The 13,064-nt window shown below is 65.0% G+C and carries 10 protein-coding genes; 2 read left to right on the top strand and 8 right to left on the bottom strand.

Annotated elements, in window-relative coordinates; translation table 11 throughout:
- Positions 1-23: 23 nt before the first annotated feature.
- From cydC to B4394_RS17715, 7 genes are all read right to left on the bottom strand, one after another.
- Positions 24-1,676: a thiol reductant ABC exporter subunit CydC gene (gene cydC, locus B4394_RS17745; protein ID WP_078312477.1), complete on the bottom strand. Its 1,653-nt coding sequence runs from the start codon at positions 1,674-1,676 to the stop codon at positions 24-26.
- Positions 1,660-3,324: a thiol reductant ABC exporter subunit CydD gene (gene cydD / locus B4394_RS17740; protein ID WP_078312478.1), complete on the bottom strand. Its 1,665-nt coding sequence runs from the start codon at positions 3,322-3,324 to the stop codon at positions 1,660-1,662. Before cydD ends, cydC begins: the two co-directional genes overlap by 17 nt.
- The gene (gene cydB / locus B4394_RS17735; protein ID WP_078312479.1) at positions 3,321-4,349 is read right to left on the bottom strand and encodes a cytochrome d ubiquinol oxidase subunit II; all 1,029 of its coding nucleotides are present in this window, start codon (positions 4,347-4,349) and stop codon (positions 3,321-3,323) included. The genes cydD and cydB overlap by 4 nt, the downstream gene beginning before the upstream one ends.
- Positions 4,350-4,379: 30 nt before the next feature.
- Positions 4,380-5,834, bottom strand: a complete 1,455-nt coding sequence (locus B4394_RS17730; RefSeq protein WP_078315830.1) for a cytochrome ubiquinol oxidase subunit I — start codon at positions 5,832-5,834, stop codon at positions 4,380-4,382.
- Positions 5,835-5,963: 129 nt separating this feature from the next.
- The gene (locus B4394_RS17725; RefSeq protein ID WP_139360279.1) at positions 5,964-7,301 is read right to left on the bottom strand and encodes a glutamate-1-semialdehyde 2,1-aminomutase; all 1,338 of its coding nucleotides are present in this window, start codon (positions 7,299-7,301) and stop codon (positions 5,964-5,966) included.
- Positions 7,298-8,641 carry an O-antigen ligase family protein gene (locus B4394_RS17720; RefSeq protein WP_078315828.1) on the bottom strand — a complete coding sequence of 448 codons (1,344 nt, stop codon included), beginning with the start codon at positions 8,639-8,641 and terminating at the stop codon, positions 7,298-7,300. The genes B4394_RS17725 and B4394_RS17720 overlap by 4 nt, the downstream gene beginning before the upstream one ends.
- A complete protein-coding gene (locus tag B4394_RS17715) occupies positions 8,613-9,539 on the bottom strand; it encodes a hypothetical protein (protein ID WP_078315827.1) in 927 nt (308 codons plus the stop codon). Before B4394_RS17715 ends, B4394_RS17720 begins: the two co-directional genes overlap by 29 nt.
- Before the next feature lie 130 nt (positions 9,540-9,669).
- Between B4394_RS17715 and B4394_RS17710 the strand changes: the two genes are divergently transcribed.
- Positions 9,670-10,479, top strand: coding sequence for a WecB/TagA/CpsF family glycosyltransferase (locus B4394_RS17710; protein ID WP_078315826.1), 810 nt, complete (start codon positions 9,670-9,672; stop codon positions 10,477-10,479).
- Here B4394_RS17710 and B4394_RS17705 read toward each other — a convergent pair whose 3' ends face one another.
- A complete protein-coding gene (locus B4394_RS17705; RefSeq protein ID WP_078315825.1) occupies positions 10,480-11,556 on the bottom strand; it encodes a glycosyltransferase family 4 protein in 1,077 nt (358 codons plus the stop codon). It abuts the gene before it with no gap.
- A gap of 32 nt (positions 11,557-11,588) precedes the next feature.
- Between B4394_RS17705 and B4394_RS17700 the strand changes: the two genes are divergently transcribed.
- Positions 11,589-13,064, top strand: coding sequence for a flippase (locus tag B4394_RS17700; RefSeq protein WP_078315824.1), 1,476 nt, complete (start codon positions 11,589-11,591; stop codon positions 13,062-13,064).

Raw genomic sequence — 13,064 nt, 5'->3', positions numbered from 1 at the left:
CGGGGGCGGAGGCGGCGTTTCCGTCATACCTGCACTGTATCGCCGAGTTGGATGCGCAGGCAGGTCACTGAATCGGGTAGATGGTGGGTCGCCACCAGGACTGTTCGGCCCGCCAGCAGTGAGCTCTTGACGTCTAACAACTCCCGCAGGAACGCCTCAGCGGCGTGGCCATCGAGATGTTCGGTGGGTTCGTCCAACAGCAGCACGGGCACCTTGGACAACAGAGCCCTGGCGAGTAGCATCCGTCGGCGTTGCCCGCCCGACACCGAGGCCGCACCTGCGGTCAATACCGTGTCCAGCCCGTGCGGCAACGACTCGATCCAGGGGCCAAGGCCGACCTCGGACAACGCGTCTACCAGTTCGCCGTCGGTCGCATCGCCCCGAGCGATAAGAAGGTTGTCGCGGACCGTGGTGGCGAACAGGTGCGCGTCCTCGGCGAAAAACCTGATGAGCGAGGGCAGCTCAGTAGATGGAAGGTCCCCGAGTGCGTTGCCATCAACCCGGATGGCACCAGAGGCCGCCGGCGCGAGCCCTGCCAGCGTCATCAGCAGGGATGTCTTGCCGATACCGCTGGCACCGGTGATCGCCATCTTCGTACCCGCTGCCACACGGAATGATAGTGGGCCCGATGTCGAATGGCCGGTCCGCCAACACAGTTCGGTGCATTCGAGCGATGTGCCCGCCGCGCCGGCTGTGGGCATCACATCAACAGGCGCCGGAGCATCGATCGCTCCGGCCGCCAGCTCGTGCAGGTGTCGCGCCGATGCCCGTGAACGGGCAATCCCGATGGCCGCCGCGGGCAGCGCGGTGGAGGCCTCGAAGGCGGCGAGCGGCAACAGCACCAGGATGGCGAGGGTGGTTGGTGCGATATGCCCGGCGAGCTCGACCGCCGCCGCCAGCGCCCCGACCACGGCAGCTCCCATGGCCAGGGTGGGTGCCGCCACCGACCATGCGGCAGGAGCGGTGGCGGCGTCCTGAGCCGCAGCCCAGTCTCTGCGGCGCTGACGCGCTACTTCAAGCTGACGGGGGAGAAGGCCGCCCACTCGCAGTTCGGGGGCATGATCGAGGATCTCGACCGTCGTCTCAGCTTGCAAGGCGCGAGCGCGGGCGCCGCGTGTCTCCCGTGCACCGGATGCGCGGGAGGCCAATGCCGGTGCCAGGACATCGGCGACCAGGAGGGCACACGCCAAGATGGCTGCGGCGGGTATCGATATCAGCGCGACCGCCACGGTGGCCGCGACCCCGAGTACCCCGGCTACCGCGACCGGGATGATGCTGCGTACGACTATCTCGGCCAGCTCGTCGATATCTGCGCCGATACGATCGAGCACCGCACCTTTGCGCAGCGGTCCGGCCGAGCCGTCGACCAGGCGTGCGTATACATGCGCACGGACTGTGCCGGCACCTCGCAGCGCCATATCGTGACCCGCGAGCCGTTCGCAGTACCGCCAGATGCCACGCGAAATACCCAGGGCGCGCACCGCGACGACGGCAACGGACAGATCGAGAACCGGTGGCATCTGCCAAGCCCGGGTGATCAACCACGCCGACAAACCGGCCAGTGCCAGCGCACTCCCCAGTGCCAAGACGCCATAGGTCACGGCGATGGCCAACCGCACCGGCCGTACCCGCAGCGCGATCAGCCAGTGCCGTAACGGATCAGAGGTGCGCAGCATGTCTTGCCTGCACGGTGAATACTTCGTCGGCGGCAGCCAGGACAGGCGCTCGATGGCCCACCAGCACCACGGTGGCGCCCCGCCGGGCGCGGGCAACCAGTGCGGCCAGCACGGAGGCCTCTGTATCGGCGTCGAGGTGCGCGGTGGGTTCATCGAGTAACAAGACCGGCCGATTGGTGCCCAGCGCACGGGCCAGGCACAGCCGCTGGCGTTCACCCAGTGACAGTCCGGCACCGCCCGCACCGAGGCGGGTATCCAATCCGTCTCGCAGTGTCCGCAGTGTGCTGTCGAACTGGCTGTCGGCAAGCGCGGATTCGAGATCGTCCAGCGGCCCGAACATTTCGAGATTCTCACGGACGGTGCCGGGTATCAGTACCGGGCGTTGCGGCAACCATCCGATCATCGACCACCACATGTCGCGCTGGATCTGGTCAAGCGATGCCCCATCCACCAGAACGCGACCGTGCCTGGGTGGAGTGAGGCCCGTGATCGCGTGTAGCACCGTCGACTTTCCGGCTCCGTTATGGCCGGTGAGTACCGTGACGGCGCGGGGGCGGATCGTCGCGGTCAATTCCCATGGTGCATAACCGCTTCGGTCTGGCACGCTGACGGCCTCAAGCCCGATCACCGGTTGCCGGCGCGGAGTGATCGTTCCGCCAGCGACATCCACGGGTCTGATGCTGTCGAGGAGTTCGAAGGTCTTGTCCGCGGCGGCCTTACCATCGGCGGCACTGTGGAACTGGACTCCAACGCGCCGCAACGGCCAGTACACCTCGGGCGCCAAAATCAGTACGGTCAGCGCGGTGGTGAGATCGAGGTGCCCGAAGACCAAGCGCATGCCAATGCTCACCGCGATGAGCGCGACGCTGAGGGTCGCGATCATTTCGAGCACCATCGCCGACAAGAACGCCACCCGCAACGTAGCCATGACGGAACGGCGCTGCGCGGCACCGAGTTCGGTGATCCGGCGCAGCGGCGTCGCGGTACGCCCGAGTGCACGAAGAGTCGGGATACCCGCTATCACATCGAGAATCTGACCGGTGACGGCTGTCGAGGCGTTCAGCGCCGCCTCGGCCCGATCTCGGGTGAGCAGGCCGATGAGAATCATGAAGATCGGTATGAGCGGCAGCGTAATGGTGACGATGATGGCCGATCGGATATCGGATAACGCGATCACCACAGCGGCGGCGGGTGTCACGATCGCGGCACTCAGGACCGCGGGCAAGTACCCGGCGAAGTAGGGGCGCAGGTCGTCCAGTCCCCGGGTCAGCACCGTCATAGCCGCGTCCCGATACCGCTCTAGCTCACGCGGTTGTGCCTCGGCCATGGTCGCCAACAACTGGTCGTCGAGGTCAGCGATGACACCGGTGGCGCCCCGTTCGCTGAACCGGGTCTGTACACCCTGGGCTGCGGCCCGAAGGATCCAGAGCACGACGAGGATGCTGAGCGGTTGCCCCATGTGTGCCATGTCGCGAGACGCCGAATCGGTGATCAGCCGGGCAAGGGCATGCGCCAGGACCACCGCGATCGTGAGCGTGCAGGCCGTCATCACCAGCTCGCAGAGCACTGTCAGGATCAGGTAGCGGCGGGCGGGGGCGCTGCGGCGCCACAGTCGTGGATCGACCGGGGCACTGCGCGATGCCGTCATCGCACGGGGAGCCCGACCGGATCTGGGATCTGGTCGGCCGAGATGCGCTGCCGGAACACCCAATATGTCCAGCCTTGGTAGATCAACACAACCGGAGCGGTGACCGCCGCCGCCCAGCTCATGACGCGGAGCGTGTACGGGCTGGACGATGCCGATGTCACCGTCAGGTTGTAGGCCGGGTCGAGGCTGGAGACAATGAGGTTGGGGTAGAGGGAGCCAAACAGCAGGGTGACGACAGCGACCACCGTCAGGCATGTACAAGCAAATGCCCAGCCGTCACGGGAGATTCGCGAGGACAATGCCGCACCCACCAGCGACACCGCGGCGATCGCGAGCGCGATCCACGTCCAGCTCTTACCGTAGGCGAGCTGTGTCCATAGTCCGTAACCACCGGCCGCGACAATGACGGGTATCGCCAATCTGCGGGCAATCGAGACGGCGTCCTCGCGGACCGCGCCCGCGGTCTTGAGCGAGATGAACAGTGCACCGTGAAAGGCGAAGAGCGCCACGAAAACAACGCCACCCAACAGCACATACGGTCGAAGCACATCGCCGAGGGTGAGGGTGAGCTGCTTGGCGCTGTCCACCGGGAGCCCGGCGAGCAGCGATGAGAACGCCACACCCCATAGCAGGGCGGGTATCCACGATCCAATGGCTATCCCGAGGTCGCAACGGGCGCGCCAACGGGGGTCGTCGATCTTTCCCCGCCATTCGATGGCGACGATCCGGACGATCATGGCCACAAGAATCAGCAGCAGCGGAAGGTACAGGCCGGAGAACACCGTCGCATACCAGTGCGGGAAGGCTGCGAACATCGCGCCGCCCGCGGTGATGAGCCAGACCTCATTGCCGTCCCATACCGGCCCGATGGTGTTCAGGACGGCGCGGCGCCGACGATCGTCACCGCGGCCGAGCGGATGCATGAGCATACCGACACCGAAGTCAAAACCTTCGAGTACGAGGAAGCCGAGAAATAACGCCGCCACGACGATAAACCAGAACTGTTGCAATGTCGTCGGATTCATGTTCGGAGCCTCCTTACGCGACTGGTTGAACTAGTAGGCGAAGGACAGCGGTTTGAGGCTGTCGTCACCGGTGACGGGTGCGGCGGGCTCGGTGTCGTGTTCCAGGGGCCCCTCGATGGTGTATCGGCGGATGAGCCAGAACCACACCACCCCCAGTGCGCCGTAGAGCAGGGTGAACGTGATGAGAGACAGCCACACCGTCGCCGCCGAGTGATGGGATACCGCCAAGTCCACGGTAAGCCGGATTTGTTCGACTCCTGTGGGATTGGGGGCAACCACCCAGGGCTGTCGTCCCATCTCGGTGAATACCCACCCGGCGCTGTTGGCCAGGAAGGGAGTCGGAATAGCCAGAATTGAGAGCCAGGCGAACCAACGCTGACTCGGGATCCGTCCGCGCCGGGTGACCCAGAGTCCGGCCAGTGCCAGCACGGCGGATCCCGCGGCCAGCCCGATCATCGCGCGAAAGGCCCAGTAGGTGACAAAGAGATTCGGGCGATAGTTACGCGGACCGAATTTCTGCTCGTATTCCTTCTGCAGGTCTTCCACGCCCTTGAGGGTGACGTCGCTGAACTTTCCCTCGGCCAGGAACGGCAGGACATAGGGCACGGAGATGGCGTGTGTGACGCTGGCGCAGTTGTTGTGGGTACCCACGGTCAACACCGAGAACTTGGGGTCTTTCTCGGTGTAACACAGGGATTCGGCCGAGGCCATCTTCATGGGCTGCTGCTGGAACATCAGCTTGCCCTGGACGTCACCGGTGAACGCCAGGGCGACTCCGGACAGGATCATGACCGCACACGCGCCGATCGCTGCGGGCCGGTACATCGTGCGCGCGTCCTCCAGAGTGCCGAGCTTGTGTGAGCGGACCATCCACCAGCCACAGATGCCGGCGACGAATGTTCCAGCCGTGAGCAAGGATCCGGCGACGGTATGCGGGAAGGCGGCCAACGCCGTGTTGTTGGTGAGGAGCTCGGTGATGCTGGTCAGCTCGGCCCGGCCGGTCTCCGGGTTGTAGATGGCACCCACCGGATGCTGCATGAACGAGTTGGCAGCAATGATGAAGAAGGCCGAGGCATTGACTCCGATCGCCACCATCCAGATGCACCCCAGGTGCACCAGCTTGGGTAGGCGCGTCCAGCCAAATATCCACAAACCCAGGAAAGTTGACTCCAGGAAGAAGGCCACGAGCCCTTCGAGAGCGAGGGGAGCGCCAAACACGTCACCCACGAAGCGGGAGTATTCGCTCCAGTTCATCCCGAACTGGAATTCCTGCACGATGCCGGTGGCGACACCCAATGCGAAGTTGATGAGGAACAGCTTGCCGAAGAACCGGGTGAGGCGGTACCAGGCGTTATTGCCGGTGACAACCCACGCCGTCTGCATGATGGCCAGAAGCGGTGCGAGCCCAATGGTCAACGGCACCAAGATGAAGTGGTACACGGTGGTGATGCCGAATTGCCATCGGGATACATCCAGGGCGTTCATCGCCACCTCCTACGACGCAGCGTAGTAGTAGTTGCTATCTAAGATCAACGCGATACGGGCCACATTTACTAATACGCCAACGAGACGAACGCGGGGCGGTAAACGCGTGAACCCGCAAGAAGGACGACGTTAGGGGATCCGCCGCGGTGCTGCGTGTGAGCGCAATGCCGGCGCGACGGCCGGTCCCACCAGGAATCCGTCGGTACTGCCCGCATCGAGGGCTCGCCGGTACATCTCGGCGGCGCCCCGCACCGCGTCCAGGGTCGATGCGATATCGGACGGTGTGTGTGCGGCGGAGATCACAAAGGACTGCCCCAATACGCCACGACACAGCAGTTCCTGCAACAGCAGCGCGCGATAGTCCTGCGACGGCTGTCCGTCCGGATCGAGGCTCGTGAAAGTGAGACACGAAGACCTGCCGACGGTCCGGATATGCTCGCCCACGCCAAGTTCCGTAGCGATACTGGCGACACCCTCGGCAAGATTGCGGCCCGCGGCCTCCATCGCGCGGACTGGGGCATCGTCAGCATAGGACCGCACCACCGCGCGAAACGCGGCCAGTCCCACCGCTTCCGGTCCGTTGGTAGTGGATAGCAGAAACGTCCGGGGATCGTCGGTGCGCAGTCCACCGCGTTCCATGTAGTCCCGCTTTCCGGCGAGTGCGGCGATCGCGAAACCATTACCCATCGCCTTGCCCCAGCACGACAGATCCGGGGTGACCCCGTAGACAGCCTGCGCACCCGCACCAGACCACCGGAATCCGGTGATGATTTCGTCAAACACCAGGAGCGCACCGTGGTCGGTGCAGAGTGCCCGCACGGATTCCAGGAATCCGGGCTCGGGCTCGGCTGCCGCGCTGGCGGCCTCCATGATGACGCAGGCTATCTGGCCCTGATACTGATCGAAAAGGGTTGTCAGGGTTGGCAGATCGTTGTAGTTGAACCTGACTATGTCATCCGTCGCAGCTTTCGGGATGCCCGCGTTCATCTCGGTGGTGCCGATGAACCAGTCGTCGGTCGAGAAGAAGGGTTGTTGGCATGCCGCGACTACGGTGCGTCCGGTCACAGCGCGGGCGAGGCGGATCGCCGCGGTGGTCACATCCGACCCGTTCTTGGCGAACTTGACCATATCGGCGGTCGGCACTGTGCGCAGAAAATCCTCGGCGGCTTCGGCCTCGAGCACCGTGGGGCGGCTGAAACTGACTCCCCGGTCCAGGGTTTGGCGAACGGACTCGACGACGGGGGCATAACCATGCCCAAGGGTTATGGCGCGCAGCCCCATGCCGTACTCGACATAGGAGTTGCCGTCGACATCCCACACGCGTGCGCCCGAGCCGCGGGTCAGCACAGGGGCCATGCCCAAGGGGTACTGGTCGGCGCCCCGTGCGTAGGTGTGCGCACCTCCCGGTACCGCGTGGTGCAGCCGGGCCTGCCATGCGTTCGACTGATCGAATCCCTGGTGCGTCACGTCGCTACTTCCTGGTCGCGTCTGACCAGCGCCCACGCCCCACCGGCGAGCACGATCAACAGCCACCGAATCATCGAAATTTGTTGGAAAGCGGATACATCCAGGACCGAGCCGACCACTGTGAGCGCGACGAGTCCGCCCAGCACGCCGTTGATCAACTCCGTGGTGGGCGCGTCGCGGCAGCGATTGCGTGCGCCGGCGGCGTAGATGATCGCCGTAATCATCAAGACAACCAGGGACAGCAGGCCCAAGATGCCACCCTCGATGAGGCGGCTGAGGTATTCATTGTCGAGAACCGGCTGCTCGGCCCCGAGCGGATACGTGAACGATCCTTGCCCCAGCCAGAAGTGCTCTGTCCAATGTGACATCACGTAGTCGATTCCGCGGGCCCGCGATTGCAGCGATGGATCGTCAGCGCTGCCCATGAAGGTACTGATGATCGCGTCGAAGACACCGAGTCCGCTCACCGCGGCGACTGCGGCCGCACCCACAGCGGCGCACAGCAACCCGGCGAGGCGGGCAACCGGCCAACGCCACGACATCACGAGAATGGCCGCCGCCAATCCGATGAAGGCCGATCGGGAAACCGTCACCACCGAGCCCGCGATCACCACGATGGTCAGCAGGGCCCATGGCCAGGTCCTTCGGCCGGCCGCCTTGGCGCTGTACACGAGTGCCACCCCAATGGGGGCGATGGTGGTCAGTACGGCACTGAGTTCCAGAGCATGGGCGGCAGCGCCCTGCGCGCGGACGACGCCTTCACGGACAATCCCGTGTGCGACACCCGTATCGCCGAACTTCATGATGCCGGGAATCCGGATCATAGCCGCGACGTCGAGGCCCGTCGCGAACTGCGCCAGGGCCAGGGCGGCCGTGATGGCACCACCGATGACAAGCGCCTTCAACAAGATCTCGATGGTGCGCGCGGAGCTCTCGGGATGGGCGGCGAAGAGAAAGACCAAGCCCATGAGCGCGGTCACCGTCACCGCGAATGCGGCAATACCCTGTCCGGCCTGAATCAAAGCGAGATGCGGCAGGACGCGCGTGGTGACGACATTGAACGACACCACCGTTGTCAGCAGCGAGGCCAGGATCGCGACCGAGAGCCCTCGTGCGCCGAGGGTAAGACGATGCCCCGACAGCACCCAATAGGCGCCCAGTGCGCCGGTGAGAATCAGCGCGACCTGGGCGGGGCTCAGTCCCTTCAACGCGTAGACCGCGTAGACCTGCCGGGTGCTCAGCAGCACGATCAATGCCGCGGCGGTGAACCTGACGGCGTCCAGCCCTCGGCCGGACGCGACGGCGCGTGGGCTATCGGTCTGAGGAAGGCTTGTCGTCACGCCAGCTGCGGAAATCGGTGAGTCGGGGCGGAGTCCAGTTCAGCACCGCTTGAGCGAGTGCCTCGTCGTCGATCTCGACGTTATCCAGGTCATCGTCGATGATCATGGGCGTCGACTTATTTGCCACGTCGTGCCCGTTGCCACTCGCGGCCACCGGCGCCGGTTCCTCGATCGCGGTGGCTGCGGCGGGCTGCTCGTCCGCTGCGGCTGCCGTCGAAGTCTTCGCCCGCGCCTTGGTCTTGGCCGGAGCATCGGCAGACTTTTCTTTGCGACGACGGGCCGCAAGTGCGTCGTACACCAGGAGCGCGATGAGTCCCGCCAGGACTGCCGCGACCGCCATAGAGCCCGCCGATTTCATCGCGCTGTTGGACATCACGACGGGCGCGGTGGGTTCTTGCAGAACCGTGAGGCTGGCCCAGTTCTCGGGTGAGACGGACGCACCCACCTGGAGCTTCACCAGATTGTCGCGCGCAACGTCCAGGAGCGCCGCCGCACCTGCCTGGCAGTCGGACGTGGCGCTGCACAGCACCAGAATCGACACTTGAGGCGACGGTTGTTGATTGCTCGGCCCCAGGTCAATGGTGTTGGAAACCTTGTAGTCCACCCCCGGCGCGGCCGCCGCAAGGGCGGCCTGCGCGGCCTGGCTGGACATGGAGGTGGCAAGGATGCCGGCGAGCTGCGCCTTCTCCGGCGAGAGATTCAGCATGGGGTTCGCGCCCAGGGTGTCGCCGGTCGAGGAGTATGTCGGAGGGGGTATGACGACGGCCGAGGCCGTGGACGCGCGGACGGTGACTCCCGTGGTGTATCCGTAGGCCCCCGCACCGCACACCAACACTGCTACCAGGAGCAGTGCGATTCGCCGGTTCAAGATCCGCCTGACCAGGTCGTTGACGTTCACGGGTGCTCCGACTCTCGCTATCGTCCGGACTATTCGCAGCAGGCGCGCCGTCCCATAACCAGCGTTATTGGTCACGAGGATAACCCACACTTGCCCGACGTAAGGAATCAACGGCGCTAGGCTGTCCGCCGTGTCGACAGAAGCGCTGGACTCGCCGGTGAGGGTGACGATCTCCCAGGTGACGGTGGATCTTTGCTCCGTCCGGGATGTCCTCGCTGCCGTCGCGCGCCGTGCCGCAGCGCGTGCCGACCGTCCGCTGGTGGTCGGTTCGGTGAACTTGGACCATCTGCATCACTTTGGCGCTGGTCGCGCAAACCCGGACTGTGCGGAGCTCGGTTCGCGGCTGGAATGGTTGATGCTTGCCGACGGCGCGCCGATCGTCGCGCGTGCCCGCCTCAAGACACGGCGGAACTGGCCGCGGATCACCGGAGCCGACCTGCTGCCGCTCGTTCTCGAACAGGCAAGACGTACTGGTCAGCGCGTGGGCTTTCTGGGGGGGCTGCCGCAGACGCATGACCGGCTGCGCGCGGTGCTCGACGAGCGTTATCCGGGCCTTGACATCGCCGGGTGGTGGGCGCCCGATCGCTGCGACCTCACGGACCCGGGTCGCAGCGAGGACCTGGCACGTGACATCGCTGCCGCGGGCGCCGATGTGCTGGTGGTGGGGCTCGGAAAACCTCTGCAGGAGCTGTGGATTGCACGCCACGGAGTGACCACCGGTGCCGTGATCCTGCTGGCCTTCGGCGCATCGGCGGACTTTCTTGCCGGCGCCGTCACGCGGGCACCGGAATGGATGCAGCGCTGCGGACTCGAGTGGTCCTATCGGCTGGGCCGCGAACCGCGGCGCATGGCGCGCCGGTACCTGGTGCAGGGGCCGGCGTCCGTCCTGCGGTTACGGCGGGCCTCAGTCGAACCCGCACGGTCCTGGCACGCGTCGTAGCTAAACCCCATGCATAATGCTCGCAAAATGCTCAGCCATTCGTTCGGAGCTGAACTCCGCCCGCGCCCGCTGCGCCCCCGCCTCTCCGAGGGCGCGGGCGCGGTCGGGATCGCATGCCAGCTCGGCGATCGCCCGGGCGAAGGTGTCGGGGTCACCTGGCGGCACCAGGATGCCGTCGACGTTGTGCCGGACGTAATGCGATATCCCCGGATTGTCCGTCATAACCACTGGGCGCCCGCTGGCCATGGCCTCAAGGGCGACCGTCAGGCCCGAACCGGTGATCACATTGGGGCGTACCGCGATGGCCACCACGGTGGATCGGCGGTACAGATCGCGCATTCGTCCGTAGAGACGCTCGGTATGCAGCGTGACCACGCCGGGTGGCGCGCTGACCGGCAGCGCGGTAGCCAACTCGAGCGACAGGCTCGGGCAACGTTCACGGGCGGTCAGAACCGCCTGGACAAGCAGGGCGTGATCCCGGTGGACGTCCTCGCCCGCGCTGACGACCAGGGGAGTGGCCGTGCCCTCCCACGGCTGTACGCGATAGAAATCGGTATCGATCCCCACGGGTGCGAAATACAGCCGCGAATCGTCGACGCCCCAGGCGCGGGCAAGCAGTTCGACCTGAGGGGGGGACTGCGAAAACACCGCTGCGCTACGGGCCAGCGTGTGGCGCGCCAGCCCGCGATGAACCGGCGGAGAGTCCGCGGGCTCAGTGAGCCATCCGACTCCGGTCACCACCGGCGGGCTCATCCGGAGAGCCGCAGCGGCCGCGGCGGGTACACCGGTGCGTTCGTCGTAACAGAAGACGACATCGCTCGCACGTCGTGCCGCTCTGTCAGCCACGACCTCCAGGATTTCCAGATCACCGGTGCGATAGCGAACGTGACCGGCCACGCGTTCAAGGCGGCGCCCAAACGAGAACTCGCTAAACGTCGGGGTCACGCCGTAGTTGGCCAACCGATGCAGTCCGTAAGGCGCCCGGTCCGGCACCTCATCGGCACGGTTCCGGACCTCCCATTGCGAAGCCGAAACGCCGTGCGGCAAAGCCACATACGCGTGGAGTCGTCGTTGCATTGTTCCCATCCCGTGTCGGCGCAAGGTAGCACATGACGCCGGAGCATGCCGATGGATCCCCGGTAACCGAACCGGCATCTGGACGGCGAATTGCCAGCGCTGTCGCATGGCAACTGGGCGGTCGGGTGCTGGGGACGATCGTCTCCATCGCCGCGATCGCACTGACCACCCGTGCGCTGGGGCCAGAGTCCTACGGGCATCTCAATTCCGCGATCTTCTTCATCGGACTGTGGACCAGCCTGACTGAGCTGGGTATCGGCGTGGTGATCGTCCGACGGGTCTCTGCGGGTACCGGAAGTTTGCAGCGGCTGGTCGGTATCAATCTTGCCTTCTCCCTCAGCTATTGCCTTCCGCTTGCCGCCGTGGCCGCCGTATCGGGTTGGCTGATCTACGCGGATCAGCCAGAGGTGCAGTCGATGCTGCTGATTGTCAGTGTGAGCCTCACGCTGACAACACTGTCGAGCTGTCTCAACCCGATTTTCATGTCCTCGGTCCGGTTCTCGGCGGTGGCACTGGCGGACACGCTATCCCGGGTCGCGATGCTCGTCGTCACGATCATCCTGGTAACCGTTGGTGCGGATCATGTTTGGTACGCACTGCCCCAGGTGGCGGCACCGGCCATACTGCTGTTGATACAAGGCATCGCGGCACATCGGATCACCCCGCTGCGAATCGTCGTGTCGGCGAAAGAGACCTGGGTCCTCGTACGCGAAAGCCTGCCCCAGACAATGGTGCTCATTATCGGCGTCCTCTACTGGCGTATTGATGGCGTGATACTCAGCCTCATGAGCACACCCGCCGAAGTCGGCCGGTATGGCCTGGCCTACCAGACCGCGTTCACCCTGTCGCTGGTGGGGAACTTCTTCCTGGGCGCCACCCTGTCCACGATGACGGGACTGTTTGCCTCATCGCGTGAGCGCTTCGCGGCGTTCATCGAGCGTTCCATGGGGTTGATGCTGGCCATCGCGGTGCCGATCGCAGTCGTCGGCTTCTTCGTGGGCCGCGATCTGGTCGCACTCCTGGGTACCGAACAGTTCGTGGACAAATCGAATCTGGTGATGCCGTTACTCCTGGTCGCGGTCGGCCTGACGTTTCTGACCGGCACCGTCAGTCAGGCGCTGTTCGCGGCGCATCATCAATCGTTTCTGCTGCGCCTCAATGTCTTCAATCTCGCCGGCAACATCGTTCTCAACATCCTGCTCATCCCACACCTGGGTTCCCTCGGCGCGGCGATCGCGCTGGTGACCAGTGAGGTGGTGGGCTTGGTCGCCGCCACCATCAGACTGACGACCTGTACGGGCTATCGCACACCGTGGATGTTCCTGTTGCGGTTGGCCATACCGACGCTAGCGGCAGTTGGCGCACTCCTGCTTTGCGCGCAGTGGATGCACGAGTTGATCGCCGCCGCCATCGCCGCCGGTGTGTATGCGGTGGTGAACCTGTGGGCGGGACCCGTGCACCTGCGAGATGTCCGGGAAGTACTCCGCAAGGAGAGCTCTGATGGGTGA

The organism is Mycobacterium sp. D16Q16, from assembly GCF_002013745.1.
In the GTDB taxonomy this organism is placed as follows: Bacteria; Actinomycetota; Actinomycetes; order Mycobacteriales; family Mycobacteriaceae; genus Mycobacterium.
This window is presented reverse-complemented; position numbering and strand designations above follow the sequence as displayed.

Bases quoted from the DNA above. Each gene is read 5' to 3' on its own strand.
- cydC (WP_078312477.1), bottom strand. From the start codon at position 1,676: ATGCTGCGCACCTCTGATCCGTTACGGCACTGGCTGATCGCGCTGCGG.
- cydD (WP_078312478.1), bottom strand. From the start codon at position 3,324: ATGACGGCATCGCGCAGTGCCCCGGTCGATCCACGACTGTGGCGCCGC.
- cydB (WP_078312479.1), bottom strand. From the start codon at position 4,349: ATGAATCCGACGACATTGCAACAGTTCTGGTTTATCGTCGTGGCGGCG.
- B4394_RS17730 (WP_078315830.1), bottom strand. From the start codon at position 5,834: ATGAACGCCCTGGATGTATCCCGATGGCAATTCGGCATCACCACCGTG.
- B4394_RS17705 (WP_078315825.1), bottom strand. From the start codon at position 11,556: ATGCAACGACGACTCCACGCGTATGTGGCTTTGCCGCACGGCGTTTCG.
- B4394_RS17700 (WP_078315824.1), top strand. From the start codon at position 11,589: ATGACGCCGGAGCATGCCGATGGATCCCCGGTAACCGAACCGGCATCT.